Origin of the sequence: Shewanella sp. SP1S1-7 (assembly GCF_031932105.1) — a bacterium.
Lineage (GTDB): Bacteria > Pseudomonadota > Gammaproteobacteria > Enterobacterales > Shewanellaceae > Shewanella > Shewanella baltica.
Map to the genome: position 1 here is coordinate 119,615 of NZ_JAUOEU010000001.1, position 22,465 is coordinate 142,079.

The 22,465-nt window shown below is 45.1% G+C and carries 22 protein-coding genes and 1 tRNA gene; 8 read left to right on the forward strand and 15 right to left on the reverse strand.

Going from position 1 to position 22,465, the window contains the following annotated elements; translation table 11 throughout:
- Positions 1 to 124: 124 nt before the first annotated feature.
- Positions 125 to 937, forward strand: coding sequence for a glucosaminidase domain-containing protein (locus Q4Q49_RS00505; RefSeq protein ID WP_311998361.1), 813 nt, complete (start codon positions 125 to 127; stop codon positions 935 to 937).
- Positions 930 to 1,553, forward strand: a complete 624-nt coding sequence (locus tag Q4Q49_RS00510; RefSeq protein ID WP_107404483.1) for a DUF2987 domain-containing protein — start codon at positions 930 to 932, stop codon at positions 1,551 to 1,553. Before Q4Q49_RS00505 ends, Q4Q49_RS00510 begins: the two co-directional genes overlap by 8 nt.
- A gap of 199 nt (positions 1,554 to 1,752) precedes the next feature.
- Here the strand turns inward: Q4Q49_RS00510 and ttcA are convergent, their stop codons facing one another.
- The 11 genes from ttcA to ccoN form a co-directional block, all read right to left on the reverse strand.
- Positions 1,753 to 2,721 carry a tRNA 2-thiocytidine(32) synthetase TtcA gene (ttcA, locus tag Q4Q49_RS00515; RefSeq protein WP_259579844.1) on the reverse strand — a complete coding sequence of 323 codons (969 nt, stop codon included), beginning with the start codon at positions 2,719 to 2,721 and terminating at the stop codon, positions 1,753 to 1,755.
- A gap of 77 nt (positions 2,722 to 2,798) precedes the next feature.
- On the reverse strand, positions 2,799 to 3,731 hold the full coding sequence (uspE, locus tag Q4Q49_RS00520; RefSeq protein ID WP_311998362.1) for a universal stress protein UspE: 933 nt from the start codon (positions 3,729 to 3,731) through the stop codon (positions 2,799 to 2,801).
- Positions 3,732 to 3,992: 261 nt separating this feature from the next.
- Positions 3,993 to 4,745, reverse strand: coding sequence for an electron transport transcriptional regulator EtrA (etrA, locus tag Q4Q49_RS00525; RefSeq protein ID WP_006081599.1), 753 nt, complete (start codon positions 4,743 to 4,745; stop codon positions 3,993 to 3,995).
- Positions 4,746 to 4,800: 55 nt separating this feature from the next.
- A complete protein-coding gene (locus Q4Q49_RS00530; protein ID WP_311998363.1) occupies positions 4,801 to 5,493 on the reverse strand; it encodes a sulfite exporter TauE/SafE family protein in 693 nt (230 codons plus the stop codon).
- The gene (gene ccoS / locus Q4Q49_RS00535) at positions 5,490 to 5,705 is read right to left on the reverse strand and encodes a cbb3-type cytochrome oxidase assembly protein CcoS (protein ID WP_311998364.1); all 216 of its coding nucleotides are present in this window, start codon (positions 5,703 to 5,705) and stop codon (positions 5,490 to 5,492) included. Before ccoS ends, Q4Q49_RS00530 begins: the two co-directional genes overlap by 4 nt.
- Positions 5,706 to 5,743: 38 nt before the next feature.
- Positions 5,744 to 8,143: a heavy metal translocating P-type ATPase metal-binding domain-containing protein gene (locus Q4Q49_RS00540; RefSeq protein ID WP_311998365.1), complete on the reverse strand. Its 2,400-nt coding sequence runs from the start codon at positions 8,141 to 8,143 to the stop codon at positions 5,744 to 5,746.
- Between the two features lie 36 nt (positions 8,144 to 8,179).
- On the reverse strand, positions 8,180 to 8,659 hold the full coding sequence (locus Q4Q49_RS00545) for a FixH family protein (protein ID WP_268649344.1): 480 nt from the start codon (positions 8,657 to 8,659) through the stop codon (positions 8,180 to 8,182).
- Between the two features lie 110 nt (positions 8,660 to 8,769).
- Complete coding sequence (ccoP, locus tag Q4Q49_RS00550) at positions 8,770 to 9,738, reverse strand: cytochrome-c oxidase, cbb3-type subunit III (protein ID WP_006087157.1); 969 nt, start codon at positions 9,736 to 9,738, stop codon at positions 8,770 to 8,772.
- Positions 9,738 to 9,914 (reverse strand): CcoQ/FixQ family Cbb3-type cytochrome c oxidase assembly chaperone, encoded by a 177-nt coding sequence (locus Q4Q49_RS00555; protein WP_006081605.1) that lies wholly within the window; start codon positions 9,912 to 9,914, stop codon positions 9,738 to 9,740. The genes ccoP and Q4Q49_RS00555 overlap by 1 nt, the downstream gene beginning before the upstream one ends.
- Before the next feature lie 11 nt (positions 9,915 to 9,925).
- Complete coding sequence (gene ccoO, locus Q4Q49_RS00560; RefSeq protein ID WP_006087156.1) at positions 9,926 to 10,552, reverse strand: cytochrome-c oxidase, cbb3-type subunit II; 627 nt, start codon at positions 10,550 to 10,552, stop codon at positions 9,926 to 9,928.
- 13 nt (positions 10,553 to 10,565) lie between these two features.
- Positions 10,566 to 12,002, reverse strand: coding sequence for a cytochrome-c oxidase, cbb3-type subunit I (gene ccoN / locus Q4Q49_RS00565; protein ID WP_006081607.1), 1,437 nt, complete (start codon positions 12,000 to 12,002; stop codon positions 10,566 to 10,568).
- A gap of 225 nt (positions 12,003 to 12,227) precedes the next feature.
- Here ccoN and Q4Q49_RS00570 point away from each other — a divergent pair, with 225 nt between their 5' ends.
- Complete coding sequence (locus tag Q4Q49_RS00570; RefSeq protein WP_012197110.1) at positions 12,228 to 12,713, forward strand: hypothetical protein; 486 nt, start codon at positions 12,228 to 12,230, stop codon at positions 12,711 to 12,713.
- Between the two features lie 70 nt (positions 12,714 to 12,783).
- On the opposite strand, the gene Q4Q49_RS00575 is transcribed toward Q4Q49_RS00570, so the two are convergent.
- Entirely contained in the window at positions 12,784 to 14,355 is a 1,572-nt protein-coding gene (locus Q4Q49_RS00575; RefSeq protein ID WP_006087154.1) for a DUF3369 domain-containing protein, read from the reverse strand.
- Between the two features lie 179 nt (positions 14,356 to 14,534).
- Between Q4Q49_RS00575 and Q4Q49_RS00580 the strand changes: the two genes are divergently transcribed.
- The 3 genes from Q4Q49_RS00580 to Q4Q49_RS00590 all read left to right on the forward strand — a co-directional run bounded on the left by Q4Q49_RS00580 (position 14,535) and on the right by Q4Q49_RS00590 (position 17,826).
- Complete coding sequence (locus Q4Q49_RS00580) at positions 14,535 to 14,753, forward strand: hypothetical protein (RefSeq protein ID WP_106650466.1); 219 nt, start codon at positions 14,535 to 14,537, stop codon at positions 14,751 to 14,753.
- A gap of 61 nt (positions 14,754 to 14,814) precedes the next feature.
- Positions 14,815 to 16,110 carry a site-specific integrase gene (locus tag Q4Q49_RS00585; protein ID WP_311899119.1) on the forward strand — a complete coding sequence of 432 codons (1,296 nt, stop codon included), beginning with the start codon at positions 14,815 to 14,817 and terminating at the stop codon, positions 16,108 to 16,110.
- Between the two features lie 933 nt (positions 16,111 to 17,043).
- Positions 17,044 to 17,826 carry a sulfite exporter TauE/SafE family protein gene (locus tag Q4Q49_RS00590; RefSeq protein ID WP_311998366.1) on the forward strand — a complete coding sequence of 261 codons (783 nt, stop codon included), beginning with the start codon at positions 17,044 to 17,046 and terminating at the stop codon, positions 17,824 to 17,826.
- A gap of 129 nt (positions 17,827 to 17,955) precedes the next feature.
- On the opposite strand, the gene Q4Q49_RS00595 is transcribed toward Q4Q49_RS00590, so the two are convergent.
- Positions 17,956 to 18,294, reverse strand: a complete 339-nt coding sequence (locus tag Q4Q49_RS00595) for an alpha-N-arabinofuranosidase (RefSeq protein ID WP_311998367.1) — start codon at positions 18,292 to 18,294, stop codon at positions 17,956 to 17,958.
- A 278-nt stretch (positions 18,295 to 18,572) separates the two neighbouring features.
- Between Q4Q49_RS00595 and Q4Q49_RS00600 the strand changes: the two genes are divergently transcribed.
- Positions 18,573 to 20,186, forward strand: coding sequence for an MATE family efflux transporter (locus Q4Q49_RS00600; RefSeq protein ID WP_311998368.1), 1,614 nt, complete (start codon positions 18,573 to 18,575; stop codon positions 20,184 to 20,186).
- A complete protein-coding gene (locus Q4Q49_RS00605) occupies positions 20,183 to 20,746 on the forward strand; it encodes a hypothetical protein (protein ID WP_259528247.1) in 564 nt (187 codons plus the stop codon). The genes Q4Q49_RS00600 and Q4Q49_RS00605 overlap by 4 nt, the downstream gene beginning before the upstream one ends.
- Positions 20,747 to 20,943: 197 nt before the next feature.
- On the opposite strand, the gene Q4Q49_RS00610 is transcribed toward Q4Q49_RS00605, so the two are convergent.
- A tRNA-Ser gene (locus tag Q4Q49_RS00610) sits at positions 20,944 to 21,034 on the reverse strand.
- An 80-nt stretch (positions 21,035 to 21,114) separates the two neighbouring features.
- Entirely contained in the window at positions 21,115 to 22,386 is a 1,272-nt protein-coding gene (gene punC, locus Q4Q49_RS00615) for a purine nucleoside transporter PunC (protein ID WP_063882977.1), read from the reverse strand.
- Positions 22,387 to 22,465: the final 79 nt, after the last annotated feature.

Below are 22,465 nucleotides of genomic sequence, written 5' to 3' on the forward strand. Positions count from 1 at the left end.
TGAGTTAATGAGCCAGATGCGTGATTAATGACAGTGACGGCGGGCACATTTCGTTAAATCTGACAAATAGCTTATAATCCGCCCTTTATTTGCCCAATACGGGCGTCATACTTAAGGTGAACTATTGAAAACGGGTAGAATCGGATCGTTTACATTGGCATTAGCCATGGTCATAGTGGCGATTTTTGCATTGCGCGTTTGGATCATTCCCAACACGAATGATTCATCTAGCATTGCGACCCAACTCGTTGACGCTGTCGATCCTGTTACGCAAGTTCCTGACTTTTCTGCGATCAACGATATCACCGAAAAGAAGAAAGCCTTTTTTGATTTTCTGCGGCCGATTGTGCAGCAGCAGAATGCCATCATCTCGATGGAACGCGAGTTTGTCAGTGAAATGCTCGCTTTGGTTGATAATGGCAAGAGTTTATCTGAGACCCAACTCGGGCAACTCAATACGCTATTCGACAAATACCAATATGCGGCACGAAACGTCGATGCTAAATCCTTAGCAAGCTTACTAAAGCGCGTCGATATTGTGCCTGAATCTATGGTGCTGATCCAAGCCGCGAATGAATCCGGTTGGGGCAGCTCACGTTTTGCCCGTGAAGGCTTTAACTTTTTTGGTGAATGGTGTTTTACTGCTGGCTGCGGCATAGTGCCATCTTCACGGGGATCTGGTAAGAGCCATGAGGTGAGAGTGTTTTCATCGGTCGACGAGTCCGTTTCGTCCTACATGCGTAATTTAAATTCCAATACAGCCTATGCGCTATTTCGTTCTATCCGTGCCGATTTACGCTCACAGGAGCTAGAGCCGACAGCGGATCAATTGATTTACGGACTCGTGAATTATTCTGAAAGACAAGAAGCTTATATTGATGAGCTGCTTGATATGTTACGTCATAATGAAAAATATTTGGTGAATGTCGATGTATAAAAAACTGTTGTTTAGTGGCCTCTGTTTACTGGCAACTAGCGCCGCTGCTGAAACTGTATCCCTTGAATATAAAGGTTTTTATGATAGGTTAAAACAAGTCAACAAGGGCGGTTATCAACTCGTAGAAGTGGCTTTTAGTGTTCCAATGCAAAAGAACTGTTTGATCCAAAGCGGTTCTATTTCCAGTGAAAAAACCTCAACGCCACTGACGTATACCTATGCTCAGCGGTTATTTATTCCCTTAGATGATGATTTAAAAGATCAGCGTGCCTTGGTTAATCTCAATTTTGCTAGCAGTGCTGAGGGATGCGCTATCGCGATGCAAGTCAGAGCTAAGCAGACATTAGCCGAGTACGATAAAGCGCGTTTACAGCAAATTGTGACCGAAATGGACACGCTGCTTGGCGCCATGCAAGGCTTCCCGATGCGTTATTTTAGGGAGTCCATTGCCGGCCTTAACTTTGAATTCCAACCCGAGCAAGAAGTGTATGTACACCTTAATGGCCGTGAACAAGCCGTTAAGGGCAGTTATAAATTAGCCGCGAATGAGCTTGAAAACATCACTACGCTAAGCTTCAGTGCCCAGCCATTAGTGTTGAGTCCTTGGGTGAAGTGATCCTCTTTGCCTCGTTGAATTGGCATCTTGAAAAAATCGATTCAGAAGCGCGGGCTCAAAGATAGTGTCGGCAGTCTTAACTTATTTTGTAGCCATAAAAATGCCCACTTAATGTGGGCATTTTTGTTTAGCTAATTTATCTTGCATACTTTCGTTGGGTTAACTTCTTTTACTGACTAAGGCGCTAATTCACACTTAGTTAGACTTCATAAGTGTTAACGATATCAATGCGTTTTGCCGCATCCAAATCAATACGGCCGCTGTTGGCGATATCAAGGAAATCGAATGCGGGCAGATTGGCTTCGGCAACATCACCACGCATAGGTGCATCTGGGTCACGTGTTAATGACACAAAGTCGAACTGCTCACGGTCAACACCCTGTGATGGTGCGGTGTTTTGCATTGCTGTGAAAATCGTTTCAATACGACCTGGGTACTGTCTATCCCACTGATTAAGCATGTCTTTGACTGCGGCGCGCTTTAAGTTTTCCTGCGAGCCACACAAGTTACAAGGGATGATCGGGAATTCTTTTAAGTTGGCATATTCTTCGAGATCTTTTTCACGGCAATAGGCCAGAGGGCGAATGACCACATTAGCGCCATCATCCGACAGTAGCTTTGGCGGCATAGCTTTCATCTTACCGCCAAAGAACATGTTCAAGAACAAGGTCTCGATAATGTCATCCCTGTGGTGGCCTAGGGCGATTTTAGTGGCGCCGATGCGCTGGGCAAAGCCATAGAGCGTGCCGCGACGCAGGCGAGAGCACAGGGAGCAGGTAGTTTTACCTTCAGGGATTTTATCTTTCACTATCGAGTAAGTGTCTTTCTCGAGGATGTGATAAGGCACATTGAGCTTATCTAAATAAGCGGGCAGCACGTGCTCTGGAAAGCCGGGTTGCTTTTGATCTAAATTAACCGCAATGATTTCAAACTGAATGGGCGCGCGTTGCTGCAGATTCATCAAAATATCGAGCATCGCATAGCTGTCTTTACCGCCACTGAGGCAGCACATGATCTTATCGCCATCTTCAATCATATTGTAATCGGCGATTGCGCTACCCACTTCACGACGCAGACGTTTCTGTAATTTATTCAGACGGGTAGTGTGTTTTTTTGATAATTCTTCAGACATAGGATTTGCCGTAACTTCAGATATAGCTTCAAGCATAAAAAGCGCCCAGTAACTCAGTTTCAGGGCGCGTATTATTCCAGCTATCTTTGGCGGGGTAAAGTGCCGCGTATCGCTTAGGCTTCTTCTAACGGTGATTTGTAGCCGTCGGGTTTGATGGCCAGTAAATCGCAGTTGATACTATCAATAACATGCTCTGCAGTATTACCAATCAGTGCCGCTGAAAAACCGGTGCGACCGACAGTGCCTAAGATCACTAATTCGGCATCGAGTTTTTCAGCAAGCTCAGGGATCACATCCTCTGGCAAACCTTCTTTCACATGGCAATGATTTGGATCGATATCATAAGCGCCAGCAAGGTAACTCACGCGCTGCTCATGCTGCATGCGAATGGTTTCGTTGTAGGACTGGGCATCAAAGTCCGGCAATTCAATGGCTAAGTTTACCGGCGTACCGGGATAGCCATTGACTAAATGCACTTCGGCAGAGAACTTATCCGCTAAATCTTTCGCATGCTCGATGATTTTACCGTTAAGCATTTGATGATCGGTATCTTCGGTTGCCACATTCACAGCGCAAAGGATTTTGCCCGCCGCTGGCCAGTCATGGGCTTTCACCATCAACACAGGCACAGGGGCTTTACGCATTAAATGCCAATCGGTTGGGGTGAAGATCACCGCTTTGAGTTTGTCGTGGGCATGGGTGCCTTTAACAATCAAATCGTATTGCCCTGAAATTGCATGATTAATAATGCTTTCGAAGGGGCGGTTATGCCAAATGACTTGGGTATCGATATTGAGTTGCAGATGAGTATAAGCGGCGAGTAAGTCTTGGATCCAAGCGAGACGTTGATCTATGACGCCTTGACGCATGGCTTCGCGCTCTTGATTCGACAGAATCGAAGTCATCTCATAGGAAAAGTCGAAGATAGAAAGAAACACAGTGACTTGAGCGTTGCATTTACTGCCCAAGGTCACCGCTCGTGCGAGGGCAACTTGATTCTCTGTGGTAGGGTCAACCACAACCAGTATTTTTTGATAATCCTTCATGGGAGGTTCCTTTAGTCATAGGCTCAATATCATCATGAGCCTTTGGCAGTTAGCTGTATTGTTCTAGATCAAACTCATTCGAAATTGATTAAAACTCGCTTAAAAATCATGCCTTAATCTGTATGACATGTCTAGCCAGTCCCGGTTTTTCAACTGAATTGTTCTTGCCATTCATGACAAGGACCTAGCGCGTAACTCTCTTGCACTTAACTATTATTATGCTGCACTTAACTTTCTTGCAGCAAACACTCTTGCGGTGAACTATCTCGCTATGCGCGAATTACCCGCTAACAGATTCAGCTCTTGCGAGTCGAGGATAGTAATATATTTACCCTTAACTTCAATCAAGCCTGATTTTTGGAAACGCCCAAGTAAGCGACTGATGGTCTCTACGGTCAAACCGAGATAATTACCAATGTCACCGCGGGTCATGGTTAAGCGGAATTCTTTGGGCGAGAAGCCACGGCTACCAAAACGATTAGCCAGATTACTGATAAAGGCTGCCAGACGTTCTTCGGCATTTTTCTTGCTGAGTAGCAGGATCATTTCTTGATCGCTCATGATCTCATTGCTCATCAGACGCATGATCTGCTGACGCAATTTAGGCATAGTGCCTGAAAGTTCATCGAGGATATTAAAGGGGATTTCACAGACCATGGAGGTCTCGAGTGCCTGTGCAAAACTCTGGTGCAACTGGGCGTGGATACCGTCAAAACCAATCACATCACCCGCTAAGTGGAAGCCGGTGATCTGCTCATCGCCTTGCTCAGTAATAGTGTAACTTTTGATGGTGCCAGAGCGGATCGCAAACAGGGATTTTAACGCATCACCCGATTTAAAAATTTGCTCGCCTTTTTGAATAGGCTTTTTACGCTCGATAATATCATCGAGCTGATCTAGCTCACTTGCATTGAGGGTAAAAGGAATACAAAGGGTACCCATACTGCAATCGTGACAATGGATTGTGCATCCGCTAGCGGCAGGACGACGATTCTTATTTTGTTCAATTGTCATGTTGATTCTCAAGTTTATCCACTGCAGCCATGTTAAACCAATTCACTCACTTGGGCTAGTTTAGCTGCGCGAGTGCGATATATAAAGTTTGACCACCAAACGCAATTAACAGTAAGCCGCTCAATAGTCTAACGGTTTTCTGTTGAACCCAAGCAGCGAGTCGTTTTGCTGCCACGCCAGCACTCAATAGGGCGGGTAAAGTACCTAAGCCAAAGGCCAACATAATTAAGGCACCTTGGCTAGCAGAACCAGATGCGACCGACCAAGTTAAGGTGCTATAGACGAGGCCGCAGGGGAGCCAGCCCCAAATGAATCCCGCCATGACCGCTTGGCTCGGGTTTTTGATAGGCACAAGGCGTTGCGCTATGGGTTTTAAATATTGCCATAACCATTGGCCAACGCGCTCAATCTGCACGATTCCAACCCAAATTTTGGCGATATACAGCCCAGTTGCGATCATCATCAGTCCAGCAATGATGCGCAGCACAATCAAATACGTATCCAGTTCGAATAAGTGACCAAGACCTGCCGCAGAAGCGCCCACTAAGGCGCCCGCTAAGGTGTAACTCAAAATACGACCAAGATTGTAACTCAGTAGATACTTGAGCTGATGCGCCAGCAGATTACCTGTTTTGCCATTGGGGATTTGGGCTGAGAAAGCGCCCACTAAACCGCCACACATGCCAAAGCAATGTGCGGCGCCCATGAGACCTACCATAAAAGCCCCAGTGACATTGTACTCAATCACAGCGGCATGCCTTTTTCTTGCGCTGCTTCGGCTTGCTCTTTCTCAGGCACGGGATGGTTGTTTGGTTTAACAGTATCTTCGTCGAATAATATCGACACACTTTGGCGGTCTAAATCGTCAAATTGTTCGGATTTCACCGCCCAAAAAAATACCATTACAGCGATGGCGACAAAGATCATGGCAATGGGGATAAGCACATAAATAATTTCCATAATGACCTCTTACTATTCTGGTTTTACTTTTATTGTGATCACACTTTAACCCGCAATAATCTCAGGCTATTACCGACCACAATCAAAGAACTCGCCGACATGCCAATGGCGGCGATATAAGGTGCCACATGGCCGGTAACGGCTAAGGGCAAGATCAGGGCGTTGTAACCCAGCGCCCACGCTAAATTTTGTCTGATAATCTGTGTCGTCAGTTTCGCGACGCTAACGGCTTGGGTGAAGCGGGACAGATGATCCCCCAATAAAATTAAATCGGCACTGTTTTTCGCGATAGCACTGCCGCTGCCCATAGCCACCGACAAATCGGCGCCCGCAAGCACAGGCGCATCGTTGATGCCATCGCCAAACATGGCAACCCTTGTATGCTGTTGTAATCGGGTCACGAGGGCAAGTTTATCTGCAGGCGTTAAGCCGCTGTGCACATCGTCAATCCCCAGCTCTTTTGCCAGTTGATGTACGTGTCCTGAGCTATCGCCGCTGGCAATACTGATGCGGCAACCTTGCTGCTTTAACATCTCAATTGTAGCTTTGCTGTCTTGGCGAATATTGTCTTGAATTTCAAAGCTTGCCAGTACTTCAAGCTGATTATTGGCTGAACGTGCTAACCAAATCTTTTGGGTTGGATCACGACTATCAATACTCGCGCCGGTAAATACTGCATTGCCAATGAAGTAATCAGTGCCATCAATACGGCCTCTAACGCCAAAGCCAACTTCATGGTGAACCTCTTCGGCAACCAGTGCATTATCGGCAAACATGGCAAATGCCGCGGCAATCGGGTGGCGAGAGCCTGCTTCCAGCGCTGCTCCAATGGCTAAGGCTTGCGTATTGGTTAAATCGGCCATGCACTGCGTTTGCCCGATAGAGAGGGTACCACAGGTGAGGGTGCCGGTTTTATCAAAGACAACATGTTTGATCTGTGGCAGTTTTTCAAATACACCGGCTTTGCGAGTAATAATCCCAAGGCGAGTAAAAATAGCTGTCGCGCAGGTGACAGCGGTCGGTGTGGCAAGTGCTAAGGCGCAAGGACAGGTAGCAACTAGAACCGATAGCGTTACCCAAAAGGCATCCTCAGGGGAAATTTGATGCCAAACCAAATAGGTGATTGTCGCTATGGTCAGAATTGTGCCCGAGAAATAGCGCGATAATTTATCGGCTAATAGCGCAATTGCAGGTTTAGTATTGGATGCAAGCTCCTGCAGTCTAATAATCTCAGCCACGAGTTGGTCTTGCCCCAGCGCTGTGACGCTGACTTTGATGGGCTGGTCGACGTTGATTGTGCCTGCGTAAACTTGGCTAGCAACAGTTTTTTCAATTGGCATTTGCTCGCCGGTGAGCATAGCTTCATTGATGCTAGTGTGACCTTCAATCACCACACCATCGGCTGCAATCATTTCCCCCGGTTTGACGAGGATCACATCATTGAGGCGTAATTTTTTGGCGGGAATTTCTTCCTGACCATTGTCGTTCATTAAGTGCGCCGTGAGCGGCACTAACTTATGCAAATTACTCGAGCTGACCGAGGCCTTTTGCCTAGCTTTTTGTTCGAAGTAGCGCCCGAGTAACAGGAAGAAGGTAAACATGGACACAGATTCAAAATACACTTCGCCTGTGCCATTGACTGTGGCAAAACAACTGGCAACGTATGCGCCGCCAATCGCAATGGAGACAGACACATCCATATTGAGTTTGCCGCTGAGTAGGGTACGAATAGCACTGAAATAGAAGGGCTGCGCCGAATAAAGCACTACGGGGGTGGCAAAAAGCATGCTGACCCAACGGAAATAATCCCGATACTGCACATCTAAATCGGTGAAGTAGCCTGTGTAGAGGGCGAGGGCGAACATCATCACCTGCATGGTCGCAAAACCCGCTAAGCCTAAGCGCAATAAAAACTTACGGCTATTGAGTTTGTTGTTGAGCTCTTGCTCATCGACTTGATAGGGCGCGGCTTGATAACCAATACGGCTAATTTGCCCGAGGATATCGCTGAGTTTTACCGTGCGTTTATCCCAACTGATCATCGCCCTTTGGGTGGTCGAGTTGACGAGCACTTGGCTCACGCCCGTTAGTTGTTTTACTTTGTGCTCAATTAACCAAGCACAGGCCGCGCAGGTGATGCCATCGATAGAAAGTGACACTGACTCGATATTGTCCTCAGAATGGACAAAGTCTTGCTGCACTTCGGGTAAATCATAGGCACTAAACTGCGTTAAGGCTTCGGGGACTAGGGCGTTCTGCTTACTGCCGGGTTCAGTGCGGAACTTGTAGTAACTGAGTAATCCCGCATCCACAATCGCCTGAGAAACCGCCTGGCAACCAGGGCAACACATGAGTTCATCACGATCATTAATGCGAGTCACAAACTGCTGGCCCGTCAGCACGGGCTCTTGGCAGTGAAAACAACTTGGATGTGTCATAGCAATTCTTATTTAACTAAATCAATTCAACCACAATCAGTTCAGCCAAAGTTGGACATGATCTTTTAATTCAACGCGTTGGTGAATGCGCCATTTGCCATCGTAACTTTCAAGACGCACTTCCCAAGGGCCGAACAGTGTGGCAGGCACGGTAATGCGATACACATTACTGGCATCGGCTGTAGCGGTGAGCTTGATGTCTCTGTCGGCAATGGTTGGATGGTAGAACTCGACTTTCAGCGCAGCTTGAGAAGCGGGACCACCTTGTTGCGTCAGCAGAATTTCATTATTAGTTTGTTCGAGTAAAAAATTCATGCCTATTTGTTTGGCATACTTTACTTTACTTAAGTCCATATTAATGGCTTTGCCATCTTTGTAGTAATCCTCGGCGACTAAAGAGTCCGAGTTCGTAAGGGCAATTTTTAGTGTGGTAAAACTTGCGACGACGGCACATAAAGGAAGAATAATTAAAAACCAAGGCCAGAACTGCTTATACCAGGCTTGTTGTTCGCTCATGTCAGATACCCATTCAAAAAATTTGCGCCATTTTACCGTTAAAAGACGGTTTTAGCACTTTAAAAAAAAGGCCTCGAAGTCTTCGAGGCCTTAGCATTACTCACATCTAATTACTTGTTTGACAAGCTATAAACATAAGCTGCGATCACGTGAACTTTCTCTTCACCGAGAACGTCTTTCCAGGCTGGCATGACACCAGCACGGCCGTGTTTGATCGTTTCTTCGATCACGCCGCGGCTACCGCCATATAACCAAACATCGTCAGTTAAATTCGGAGCACCCATGAACTTGTTGCCTTTAGCGTCCATACCATGACACGCGAAACAACCTTTCATGAATGAGCCTTGACCTTGAGCGGCGAGTGTTTCATCGTGCTCACGACCAGACAATTTAACAACGTATTCAGCTAAACCCGCAATTTCGCTGTCATCGATTGGCAAACCACCTTTTGGCGGCATCATGCCATGACGACCACCCATGATAGTGGTTTTAATCGTGGCTAAGTCGCCACCATATAACCAGTCACCATCGGTGAGATTAGGGAAGCCTTTGCTACCACGTGCGTCAGAGCCGTGGCACTGTGCGCAGTTTTGTAGGAACAAACGGCCGCCCACTTTTAATGCCTCTTGGTTTTTCACTAATTCTTCTAGTGGTGTAGCCAAGTAAGCCGCGAAGATTGGGCCATATTTTTCATCAGCGTGTTTTACTTCTTGGTCATACTGAACATAACGGCCTTCTTTTGCGGCAAGCTCAATGGCTGCGGCAGAGTCGGCTTTAATACCTTGCTCAGTACCAATGCTTTGGTTAGAACTCGTCCAGCCTAAAAGGCCTTTGTAGTTACCTAAACCAGGAAATAAGGCTAGATATATCAAGCCAAACACGATAGTGATATAGAACATATAACTCCACCATTTTGGCAGTGGGTTATTGAGTTCTTCAATACCGTCGAAACTGTGACCCATGGATTCGCCTTCTTTTACGTCCGTGGTGTTCTTAGAACACACACGCAGTAATAGAAAACATCCCGCGATCACAATTAACGAGAGTACGCTAATCCAAACACTCCAGAAGCTACTCATCACTTATTCTCTCCTGAGTCCTTCGATACCTTGCTGACTTCCTCATCGGAAAACACAAGGTTAGCTGCTTCATCAAAGGATTTTTGACGACGCGAGCTATATGCCCAAGCAAATATACCGACGAAGGTCAGCATCACAATGATGGTTAAAATGCCTTGTAATGTGCCGTAATCCATATATTGCCTCCTTATTTGAGTGCGTGACCCAAAGATTGAAGATATGCAATCAAGGCTTCCAGCTCTGTCTTACCTGCAACAGCTTGCTGTGCGCCTGCGATTTCTTCATCGGTATAAAGATCATTACCTTTGTAACCGCCTTTATGCATGTTACGTAGGATAGTCATCTTATCGCCCGTCAGTTCGCCGTCTAACTTGTTTTCGGCTAACCATGGGAACCCTGGCATATTCGATTGAGGTACTACAGCACGAGGATCGATTAAGTGAACTTCATGCCATTTATCGCTGTAACGACCGCCAACACGGGCAAGATCAGGACCTGTACGCTTAGAACCCCATTGGAATGGATGATCCCAAACCGATTCACCCGCAACAGAGTAGTGACCATAACGTTCAGTTTCTGCACGTAAAGGACGGATCATCTGGCTGTGACAGTTATAACAACCTTCACGAACATAGATGTCACGGCCTTCAATTTGCAGGGCAGTGTATGGCTTTAAACCTTCCACTGGCTCAGTCGTATCTTTTTGAAAAATCAACGGTGTGATTTCAACCAGACTACCGAAACTGATAGCGATAACGGTAAAGATCGCTAACAAACCGATGTTTTTTTCAACTATCTCATGATTAAATTTCATCGAGTTTGCTCCTTTAAGCCGCTGTTGGTTCAGCCAATGCTGGCAATGAATCTTTAGAGGCTTTCACAGTACGGATCACGTTGTATGCCATGATCAGCATACCGGTCAGGAAGAAACAACCGCCAAGGAAACGTACAAAGTAGAAAGGATATGAAGCTTCAAGACTTTCAACAAAACTATAAGTCAAAGTACCGTCAGCATTCACTGCGCGCCACATTAGACCTTGCATTACACCTGAAATCCACATAGATACGATGTAAAGCACAGTACCAATAGTCGCTAACCAGAAATGGACGTTGACTAACTTGATGCTGTACATGCGGCCGTGTCCGAATAATACAGGGATCAAGTGATACAGAGAACCAATAGACACCATTGCAACCCAGCCTAGCGCGCCGGAATGAACGTGACCGATAGTCCAATCTGTGTAATGTGATAATGCGTTAACTGTCTTAATTGCCATCATCGGGCCTTCGAAGGTAGACATACCGTAGAAAGACAGAGAAACGACTAAGAAACGCAATACAGGGTCAGTACGCAGTTTATGCCAAGCACCAGACAAGGTCATGATACCGTTAATCATACCGCCCCAAGAAGGTGCGAATAGGATCAGTGACATCACCATACCTAAAGACTGAGTCCAGTCAGGTAAAGCTGTGTAATGTAAGTGGTGAGGACCAGCCCAAATATACAGTGCGATCAAAGCCCAAAAATGGACGATAGATAGACGGTAAGAGTACACAGGACGACCCGCTTGCTTAGGTACGAAGTAATACATCATCCCCAAGAAGCCTGCGGTTAATAAGAAACCTACCGCATTGTGACCATACCACCACTGCACCATAGCATCGACAGCGCCGCTATACAGAGAGTATGACTTGAACAGACTGACTGGTACTGCCATAGAGTTAACTATGTGTAGTACAGCAACGGTAATAATAAAGGCACCAAAGAACCAGTTCGCCACATAAATATGCGAAGTCGTTCGTTTGATAATAGTACCGAAGAACACAATAGCGTAGGACACCCAAACGATAGTAATTGCGATATCGATAGGCCATTCTAATTCAGCGTATTCTTTACCTTGAGTGAAACCCATTGGTAAAGTGATAGCTGCTGACAGAATGATGGCTTGCCATCCCCAAAACGTAAATGCGGCTAACTTAGGTGCAAATAGTCGGGTTTGACAGGTGCGTTGTACGACATAATAGGATGTTGCAAAAAGGGCTGATGTACCGAACGCGAAGATCACCGCATTGGTGTGTAATGGTCGCAAGCGACTATACGTTAACCAAGGAGTGTCAAAGTTCAGCTGAGGCCAGATTAACTGAGCCGCAATTAATACGCCGACTGACATACCAACAATACCCCACAAAACTGTGGTTAAGGCAAATTGGCGGACAATGGCGTAATTGTAATCAGCGCCTGTTGGCTGGGAATGGTTCATCATAATGCTTCCACTGCTTATTACTTTTACTTTTAGTAAAGACAAGCTTTACCTGTTATAAAATGACATAAAACTCAGCTTCCCTATTAAGGTTGCTGAGCTATGTCAATGCGTTACCCTGCATATTTTTGCTCAAATATGAGGTTTCGCAATGATACTTGAGCAATATCAAAAAAGATACCAAAGAAGGGGTGTAGAAAGTTGATCTAGATCAACCTACGCCATAGAATGTTAACATATTGCGTCATAAGGTTAATCTTTGTGCTAAATCGTCCTAATCTCTATTTATTCATCGCGTTAATTCTCATCAATCTCACAGCTTGTACTGAAGATGCCAAGCAAGTCACACATAAAAGCAGCTCTGATCCTTCTCTCTGTCAATTTTCGACAGGGGATTGCGTTAAACAAGTGGACGATATCAAACTTGCTATTAGCCTATCGCCAGCGAATGCACCGAGCGAAAAACCATTAACATTAAGGCTGTTAGCTTCAACGCCTATCAAAAATGTGCAAATTCGTTTAGAAGGAAGAGATATGTTTATGGGGGTTATTCCTGTAAATGTGAAGCAAACCGATGAAATGACCTATATTGGTCAGATGGTATATGGCTCCTGCAGCAGTGGTTATATGGTTTGGCGCGGTTTTGTAAGTTTTGAAGCAAATGGCGAAACCAAAGCGACAGTGTTTGATTTTCTTGCGGATAACAATGGTTAAGACTGGCTAGATATTTATTCGAATCGTCCTCAGCGTATTATTAGAGAGTATTAACTCGGGTGATTAAGGATTAACTATCTTTCCAACTGTCTTTTACTTTGACAAAAATATCCACATTATCAATAAAGAGCTGTAGTAAGTGCGGGTCAAAGTGTTTCGCAGCGCCTTTACGCATTTCAGCTAACACTTCTTCTAAAGGCCAGGCCGTTTTATAACAGCGGGCATGGGAAAGTGCATCAAACACATCTGCAATGGCAACAATGCGTGCGAAAATGTGAATTTCGTCTTGTTTTAAATTTGCAGGATAGCCAGAACCATCATATTTTTCATGGTGTTGTAGTGCAATAATTGATGCCGCCTTTAGTATGGGTCGCTCAGAATTTGCCAAAATCTGATGGCCAATTGTAGGGTGCTGACGCATGACTTTCCATTCTTCATCATCTAACTTGCCAGGTTTGAGCAGAACCGCATCGGGGATCGCTATCTTACCTATGTCATGCATAGGTGAAGCACGGCGTAGTAAATCAGCTTCGTATTCAGGTAAACCAGCGAGTAAGGCCAACTGAGAGCAATATTCTGCCATACGTTTCACATGGTTCGCGGCTTCTTTTGAACGGCTTTCAACCACATCCCCTAAACGCAGAATGAGTTCAGATTGGGTATCTTCGACTTCTTGATTGAGCAGTAAATTTTCAAATGCAACGCCGACGTTGATAGCAAAAATATCAATAAGTTTCTTGTCAAGATCATCAATTTTATCAATACCATCCATATACAGTAGATTGATTAACCCGCTTTTTGTGGGGAAGTAACCGATAAAGCAATTGTCTTCATACAGGCAGCGTTTTTGCTTGATCGCACTGCGCAGTAAGCGGTCGATATGCTCTGGTAATTGAGTAATATGGGATTTATTTGAGAATTGGCCTGTGCCTGCGAGGATTTCTATGTTCACAGGATCCAGATGACCGCTTATGGCATCAATGGCATTACACGTTAGCAATAAGGTTTCAGAATCCAGATTGAGTAGGGTGGCGACTTGAGTTAGCAGGCCATCGGCAAATTTATGCAGGGTGCGCAGCTCAAATAATCCAGATGTAGCTTCTAGCACTCTTTCTAGCCCTTTACGGTGATTTATTTGGGTGCGCCTTGCTTGTTCAATTTCCATAATATCGCGGTAAGAACGTAGGGCAGAGTAGACGCTGGTCATCAGTTTACGTGAATCGAGTTCAGCTTTGGCTTTGTAATCATTAATATCATAATTAACGATAACGTCTTCTTCAGGTGCTTGACCTGGCTGGCCTGTACGCAGGATTAGTCGAGTGGTTTTATTTTGCAGCTCTTCGCGGATCCATTTTACTAATTCTAAGCCCGCATGATCACTCTCCATCACAACATCAATAAAGGCGATGGCGATATCATGTTCCTGATTCATCAACTCTTTTGCTTGTTCGGCACTGTAGGCATTGATAAAAGTAAGCGGGCGGCCATCGAGTTTAAAGCGGGAGAGGGCAAGCTTAGTGACGGTATGAACATCAGGTTCATCATCGACCACTAATACCTTCCAAGGAATACCTGATGCAGTTGTCTCGGTAAGCTTTTTACCGGAAAACAGCGGATTTTTCTTTGCAAGATCAATCAGCATTCGATACCTCATTCAAATAAAAATAATGATCACATAATCAGTGTAGTAGACACATTTCAATGCAGTGCAAATTCTTACATTAAATAGCGAGGTGAGTGGCAACCCTTAAATTGAGTTATTGATAACAGTTATCATTTGTGTATTCTATTCATATCACACACTGATTAGCGGGTAAGGGCATGAGCCACCAAATTAATTTGTCGATTTCAACGCATAAACTGGCACAGCTTATACATGATGGGCACCTCTGTGCGGCAGATTTTAGGTGCTTGGATAGTCAGTCTAAACAGCAAGTGTGGCAGTTATGCTTAATTTGTTGTCAAAAGCGTATTACATGCCAGAAATGTACATTGTCCAGTTGTACTCAAAATCTGACCCTAGTTGATGCCGATAAATAACGTTATCGGCATTTGCGTTTAAGTATTATCATATCAGAAACCCTTATAATTCAGATGCAATATGCAACTTCCTCCCGTAATCCCATTATTTGACTCATTTGAATTCATACAAGTTGGCAATAGTATCGTTAACCAATATATCACCCAAATTAGCATGAAAAAGGTGGCCGATGCGGGTTTAGTGATTGAGCACGCCAGTGATTGGCTGTTTGAGCAAAAGCATAACGAAAACAACTATAAAGCCTATCGCAGCGAGCTCACGACATTTCTTCATTGGTGTTTTGATGTGGTTTCAATGTCGCCCATAGAAGTCACACGCAAAGATATGAGCCATTACGTGGATTACTGCCAAGCGCCGCCCATAGCACTAATTGGCTATTTTAATGTGCCACAATTCAAGCTCGATAAAATGCGTGATGAACGGGTTCCAAACCCTCAGTGGCGGCCATTTGTCGGTAAAAAGCGACTCGGGCAAATCCAGCCTTATGCGTTAAGTGACAATGCGTTAAAAACGAAAATGGCCATTTTGTCTTCGTTTTACTCGTACCTGACAAGTGAAGAATATTGTGAGCGTAATCCTGCACAAATTTGGCTGAATCACAGTCGATTCGCGGCCAATCGGCAATATCAGCGTCAACATCATGAAGATGATAACAGTCTCGCATTCACTGAATTACAGTGGTCATACATTATGGCGACCGTAACAGCGTTGGCAGAAACATCGCCCGAATTACATCAAAGAAGCTTATTTCTGATTTCATTGATCTATTGTTGCTATTTACGTATCTCAGATGTGTCTGCACGCGCAGGTTATTCACCGGTGATGGATCAGTTTAAGCACAATCAACAAACGGGTATTTGGAGTTTTCATATTCCATTGAGCAAAGGCGGTAAAAGGCGCAGCGTGGCAATCTCAAAAGCTTTACTCGACGCCTTAGTCAAATACCGCCAGTTTTTAGGCTTAACGGATTATCCAAGGCCAAACGAGAACCATCCACTGTTTGTGCGGCACAAAGCTGCTGGTCGTGGTCGAGATGTCGGCATCCTCAATGCCAATCTCGGTATTCGCCAAGTCCGCGATGAAATTCAAAGTATTATCAATCTGGCTGCAGAAAGTATTGAGGCCGATGGTTTTGCACAAGACGCCGCGCAGATGCGCAAACTCACGGCCCATAATATTCGCCACACAGGCATTACGCACGATATCAATATCAACCGCAGACCGTTATCCCATGTACAAGCCGACGCTGGACACGAAAGTATCGACACCACATCGCAGTATTTGCACACAAGCCAAATCGAACGCCATGAAAGTGCATACAATAAACCAATCGACCATTTAAAAGGCATAGAGTAACTAAGCCATGGCTCATTGTTTATGGCCACACAGATTGAGAATCTCAGGCACTACATAATAACCATGTTATTCAAGGGTATGGAGATTTAGTAAAACGGTATCCATATCACATGAGTTGAGATTTCTACACATTAGAGCTCCTAAGTCGTATCTACGATAGAAGACTTCTGATTGAATGGTGCATAAGCATCAATAGGTTAGATTGCATCCTAGATATGAGTATAAGAGGAAATCTCAGTCTGCCACGAAATCTCATTCTGAGTGGCCACGAACACACGGGGGAAATATAATAAACATTAGCCATATTTAACATAATATACATTGTGCGCAGCTTTGTATGGAAGGGATAAGGATGCCGATAATGTGTCGTTATCGGCATTAGCGCGTCTATCTCTGAAACAATGAAATGTTTGCTTTCCGACGTGACGGCTTCGTGTTTCAGGCTTCTTGTTTTTATTCATTTATATACTCTAAAAAATAAACAAGACCCTTTAATAGGCTATTTTTGCCACTGGGTAACTCAATCCATTTATGCCGACTAACTGATAAATACATCACCTGCCGAGACTCTTTTGATAATTATTCAGCAAAGGAATGTTTTGCGCTGGTGATGAGCCAGTCCATGTTGGGCCGACCTATGGCAATACTGGTTGGATTGGGTGGTTTTATCCGCTAAAACGGAAATTAAACTTCAGGGTAATGATGAGTTTATCATTCGCATTACTCCTAAAAGTTAAGCGCAAGCGCTCAGCTAAACAAACATTCTAAAGAAGCATTTTAAGAAATTATTTCAAGAAACCATTTAAGAATCTATCTTAATAAATTGAGTCACATGGATAATCATAAGCGGCTCAGATTGATTAAATCAAAGCCGCTTTATTTTTTCATCTCATCCAATGACTCAAGGCTGTGCTAAGTGGCAGCTTATGAGCTTTGAAAGCCTCAAGCGATTTTGCTACTGTTTCTTCATGGTTTTTCTTTGATGCGATCCCCGCCGATATATTTGCCCTACTCACCCTAAGCGCCGCATTTACCTCTTTTTTTACGGCCTGTTTTGGCATTGGTGGTGGCGTCATGCTTTTAGGCATGATGGCGCAAGTGTTACCGCCGCAATTGATTATTCCATTGCATGGCGTGGTGCAATTGGGCTCGAACGGTGGCCGTGCTGCTCTGGGCTGGCGCCATATCGAATGGCGACTTATAGCGGCATTTTTCCCCGGTGCGGTAATAGGGGCATTATTGGGGAGTGTTGTGTTGGTGGCACTGCCGCCATCAATCATGTATCTCACCATTGCTGCATTTATTCTTTATTCCTGCTGGGGTCCCAAACTGCCGAAAATGGTGTTTGGTACTTTAGGGACACTTACGGCCGGCGCCATAACCACGTTTATCTCATTATTTGCAGGAGCTACTGGGCCATTAGTTGCGGCGTTTATTAAACAATTGGAAGTTGACCGTTTTCGCACCGTCGCCACTTTTACCATGGCGATGTCACTGCAACACGGGGTTAAAATTGCGGTGTTTGAAGGCATGGGGGTATCGCTAGCGGATTGGTTGCCGCTGTTGATGTGCATGATTTTAAGCGGCACCATAGGCACGTGGATTGGGTTTAAAATGCTAAAACGTGTCGCCGATAAACATTTTCAAACCGCTTTTAGCATTGTACTGACTCTGTTGGCCATTCGATTAATTTGGCAGGCGATTAGCCAGTGGTAGATGCATAAAAAAAGCAATAACTGTTAAATAGTTACTGCTTAGCTCCGAGCAACGCTGGCTCAACCAAGATGTCGTTAAGCGACCTCAACTCAGAAGACATTTCAAGCACCTATTACAAACTGTTTGTTGCTATTTCACCTCTCTGAAATAGAACTGCTGCGAAATAGTATTTTTCCAGACATCCTCAACTATATGATCGCCATTGGTATAGGACTCTCCTGCCACTTTCATCGATGAACCGCCCTTACGCGATACCACTCGCAGTGAACCGTTTGGCATAAACTCAGTTCGCCATTCACTGTCCGCCTGCTCGTAACCACCCAGATGCAAGTTGCCATCAACACTCACCAAGCATTGGGATTGTTTGTTTACCGTTAGCGGCTTTGATTTCAGGCGGTAATAACCATCACTGGTTGATGTTGCTTGCCATTGCTGGCAGGCATTGGCGGTATATTCATGTTGAACCACATTGACATTGGCTCACCAAAGTTAGGCAGGCCTTTTCATCCCACTTAAAGGGTTGAAAAGTTTCGCTTGTGGCGATTTTGGGGTGGCGTGGTTAATCTGGTGATTGACATCGAGCGGATGAGTGAGAATAATACGCGGCAGGTTGCAGAGAAGCCTGTCCGCAAAAGATGATATCACTCTGATAAATTAACAGCGTTGCGAATCGATTTCATATCGAACCCACAGCAATCAAATAAGTTTGGCTTAGCGGAATGCCAATAAACTTAGGAGAATTGTTTGTGAAACATGCAACAGCCAACACTTTCAAGCCCGCCAGTATCACTGTTGAACCTTCTGACATTGTGCCCTTGGCAGCTACCGAACCCCCCTTCCACGGGAAATCTCACTCAGGCTCTCAGTCAACAGAGTCCTTAGGTACGTTAGCTATCCCTACTTTGTATTTACGTTTTACGTTACCCATGGCCTTCGCCATGATGCTCTGCGGCAGTTACAACTTAGTCGACTCTTATTTTATTTTGAAATACATCGGCGCCGATGCATTGGCTGGGGTAACGATTGCCTTCCCGTTACAAATGATGATTTTCGCTTTAGCCTGCATGATAGGAAATGGGACTGCGACCTTAGTGAGCCGATTTTTAGGGGCAAACGAGTTTGATAAGGCGAGTCAAATCGCGAACACCGGTTTCGCGTTAGCCCTAGCTTGTGGCGTGATCGTCACTGTCGTGTCACTCGCCCAGCTCGATAATCTATTAGCGTTTATTGGGGTAAGCTCAACACTTGCCTTAGCTGCTACAGAGTATCTACAATCCATTCTCTGTTTTAGTCTGTTCACCTTTTTGTTATCCCTTAGCGGTGATTTACTCAGAGCACAAGGCAAAGTCGTGGTGATGCTGCTGGTTATCTTGTTGTCGGCGGTCATGAACATTCTGTTCGATACACTCTTTATTGCCGTTTTGGAGATGGGCATAAGTGGTGCGGCATGGGCAACGGTAGCGGGCCAGTGTGTGAGTCTATTTATCGCCGTCGTTTATTTTGTCCCCAATAACCACTTTGCCAATAAGCAGGCGCTTCATCGGCAAGCTGCCCAGCCTATTTGTTTTAGAATAGAGCAGATAAAGCTCAACCTCACTGAGATAAAAGCGATTCTTGGCTTGGGTAGCCCAATACTATTGTCATATCTTGGGATTGCTTGCGTGACCTCATTGGTAAATCATATTTTAGTCAGTCATTTAGCTAATGTAGTGCCCAATACGCCAGCGGCGAATGAGGTCACGTACATGATCAGCGCTTATGGTTTGATCGGCCGCTTTAATATCTTTATCGCCCTGCCGCTCATGGCTCTCACTAGTGCAGCACAAACGATCAGTGCCTATAACTATGGGGCGATGGCATCTTCTCGGGTGTTAGCGTGTGCTAAATGGGGAATCGTCTTGACCTGCTGTTATCTGAGTGTTGTGACAATCATATTTATGGGGTTTCCTACTTCGGTATTTGGTGTTTTCACCGATAATCACTCACTCATTGCCGCCTGTATTAAGATTTCGAGTGTGACGTTTATCGCCTTACCTTTGGCGGGGATCACAGGTATTGCGATTGCTATGTATCAAGGCACAAACCGCCCTAAGCTTGCATTGCTATTATCTGGGATAAAAATCTATGGTTTGTTACTGCCCCTGCTGGTCCTGTTACCTCAACTATCCTTTACAGATATTTCATTTATCACAGGTGCATTAAACATTAATATCATGCCAAACGCTTTGATTGAGTTATGGATGGCCTTTCCAATCGCGGACATTTTAGCTTGTCTCTTGAGTTTATTGATCATCAGTATTTGGCCTTTCATTCACGTGCCGCAAGCAAAACGAGTTAGTCATGGAGGTAATGCACAATGAAGTTAGCCAATATGAAAGACTCAAGCGCTATCGCATTAAATGAAACCAAAATTCGCGCTAAAAAGCTGCTCAAAGCTTGTCAGCAGGGTGAGCCGTCAGCCAAGCAAAGAGTCACAACCTTAATAGCGAAGTTGGGTATCTTACACTCAGATCTCCAGTTAAAGCATTGCCAACAAGTGATTGCTCGTGAGCTAGGCTTTATCGATTTTTATCATTGCCAGCGAGTCCTGTCGGGTCAAGCCATACTCGGGGATGATTGGGGAAACTTATTCCACACTAAGCAATGCGAGACGCTACTTAATCATTGGTTTACTGGCTATTTAGCCGCGCGTGATTTTAATACGCAAGCTGAGAGCACATTGTTACTCCCCTACAAGAAGCAGTTTTTTGTGGTGGAGCGGCAGGATTACTGCAATGCGCTGAATTTGTCGATAACTTCGCAACAGGTGGATAACGCCAGCGAACCGACAATCCTGCGGGATCTGGTGAGTAGCTATGCTAATGCAGACTGGCACGCCTTTGCGCTGGCCATGATCCAACACAAATTACCCAAAGTGTAATGATCGCTGAGATTGTCAGTGCATCATCTTGAATGAGGAAACCTAGAGTTAAATGACAAAAACCAACAAGGCCATCAGTGCTGATGGCCTTGTTGGTGACATATGGTGGAGGCACTGCGTTTCGAATCAGAAACTCAAGGCTAGAATAGCTAAAATGCAAAAAGCCGCTAATTGCTTAGCGGCTTTTTGACTAAATATGGCGGAGGAGTAGGGATTTGAACCCTAGGTGGGCTATAAACCCACGCCGGTTTTCAAGACCGGTGCATTAAACCACTCTGCCACCCCTCCGAACGAGGCGCATAATATAAGTAAGTGTGTTGACTGTAAAGCACTAACTCTCAATTATGCGCCGATTGTTGCTATTACACTCAATCCGCTGGATTTTGCTTCACATCGGCCACTATGCCAACACGTGCGGGATCTGGCTTAGTGAAATGTTTGGCAAAATCGCCCCACCCTTGTTGGCTCTTCAGCACATAGCCGACCACAACTAAGATAGCGCAACATAGGATGCCCCAACCGATCGCTACTTCACCTAGGCTTGCCCACATAGCAACTAAGCTAGATGCACCAAAGGCAATGCTGATCTGCAAGAAATTCTGTAATCCTGCGGCCTTAGCGGCATTCTGACTAAACTGCTGTAACGCGCTGTTCACGACTATCGGGTAAATGGCGCCATTAGCTGCGGCCAAAATAGAGAACGAAATAAGCAGTGGGAAAATCGTGCTTGCTGGGAAAATCAGCGTGAACATGATGATCGAAATAACGCAGGCTGCGAAAATCGACAACAAGATATTCAGTGTTTGATGCCCGCCAATGCGTTTTATCAGTAACTTACTCGCATAACCACCGACAATAAACATGATGGTTTGTGGGATAAAGCTAAGGCCGATTTCAGTTGGCAGATAGCCGTGCATTTCCATCACAATCGGCCATACGGTTAGATAAGCAAAGAAAGCACCGGAACAGGCGCCGAAGATCACGACGTTGCCTAAATAGCGGGTGTTTTTCAAAATTTGCCCATAAGATACCGCAGCATGTTCACTGTGTGTATGCTGACGCTTGCCTGGTACAAAGTACAAGGTCATCAATATCAGTAGAAAAGCGATAACACACAAAGAGATAAAGATTGCACGCCAGCCTAATTCGTTCAGAATGTAAGCGCCAAGGATCGGTGCTAATGCAGGCGATAATGCGACCAGTGGCATAATGTTACTGAAAATACCTTGGGCTTTATCAGCATCATATTGTTCAACCACAATCGCTTGCCAAATAACCCCTGCACTACAGGCGCCAATCGCTTGGAAGAAGCGCGCGGTATTGAGCATCAGGATAGAATCACTGTTGGCAATAAACACGCTGGCAATGGCAAACACCACTAGGCCAAAAATCAGTGCCCAACGCTTGCCGATTTTATTGACTAAGGGGCCATAAAGTAGCTGACCTAAGGCAAGACCCGCCAGGAAACAGGTCAGCGACATCGCCACCTGTGACGGGGTACTGTTAAGCGAGCCTTCAATTGCTTTGAAAGCAGGCAAATACATGTCAGTGGCAATAAAGCCGAGCATGCTCAACATGGCTAAATAGAATAGAAACATAAAGAACTTTATGTTTACAAAGGTGTTACTAGACGTTTTCATAAAATAATCGGGTCGGATTGACTAAAGCGTGCAGTCTAATGACTTGTTAAATCTATTGGAAACGTTTATTTTTGACTTG

Bases quoted from the DNA above. Each gene is read 5' to 3' on its own strand.
- Q4Q49_RS00510 (WP_107404483.1), top strand. From the start codon at position 930: ATGTATAAAAAACTGTTGTTTAGTGGCCTCTGTTTACTGGCAACTAGC.
- ttcA (WP_259579844.1), bottom strand. From the start codon at position 2,721: ATGCTTGAAGCTATATCTGAAGTTACGGCAAATCCTATGTCTGAAGAA.
- uspE (WP_311998362.1), bottom strand. From the start codon at position 3,731: ATGAAGGATTATCAAAAAATACTGGTTGTGGTTGACCCTACCACAGAG.
- etrA (WP_006081599.1), bottom strand. From the start codon at position 4,745: ATGACAATTGAACAAAATAAGAATCGTCGTCCTGCCGCTAGCGGATGC.
- ccoS (WP_311998364.1), bottom strand. From the start codon at position 5,705: ATGGAAATTATTTATGTGCTTATCCCCATTGCCATGATCTTTGTCGCC.
- Q4Q49_RS00540 (WP_311998365.1), bottom strand. From the start codon at position 8,143: ATGACACATCCAAGTTGTTTTCACTGCCAAGAGCCCGTGCTGACGGGC.
- Q4Q49_RS00545 (WP_268649344.1), bottom strand. From the start codon at position 8,659: ATGAGCGAACAACAAGCCTGGTATAAGCAGTTCTGGCCTTGGTTTTTA.
- ccoP (WP_006087157.1), bottom strand. From the start codon at position 9,738: ATGAGTAGCTTCTGGAGTGTTTGGATTAGCGTACTCTCGTTAATTGTG.
- Q4Q49_RS00555 (WP_006081605.1), bottom strand. From the start codon at position 9,914: ATGGATTACGGCACATTACAAGGCATTTTAACCATCATTGTGATGCTG.
- ccoO (WP_006087156.1), bottom strand. From the start codon at position 10,552: ATGAAATTTAATCATGAGATAGTTGAAAAAAACATCGGTTTGTTAGCG.
- ccoN (WP_006081607.1), bottom strand. From the start codon at position 12,002: ATGATGAACCATTCCCAGCCAACAGGCGCTGATTACAATTACGCCATT.
- Q4Q49_RS00570 (WP_012197110.1), top strand. From the start codon at position 12,228: ATGTTAACATATTGCGTCATAAGGTTAATCTTTGTGCTAAATCGTCCT.
- Q4Q49_RS00575 (WP_006087154.1), bottom strand. From the start codon at position 14,355: ATGCTGATTGATCTTGCAAAGAAAAATCCGCTGTTTTCCGGTAAAAAG.
- Q4Q49_RS00580 (WP_106650466.1), top strand. From the start codon at position 14,535: ATGAGCCACCAAATTAATTTGTCGATTTCAACGCATAAACTGGCACAG.
- Q4Q49_RS00585 (WP_311899119.1), top strand. From the start codon at position 14,815: ATGCAACTTCCTCCCGTAATCCCATTATTTGACTCATTTGAATTCATA.
- Q4Q49_RS00605 (WP_259528247.1), top strand. From the start codon at position 20,183: ATGAAGTTAGCCAATATGAAAGACTCAAGCGCTATCGCATTAAATGAA.
- punC (WP_063882977.1), bottom strand. From the start codon at position 22,386: ATGAAAACGTCTAGTAACACCTTTGTAAACATAAAGTTCTTTATGTTT.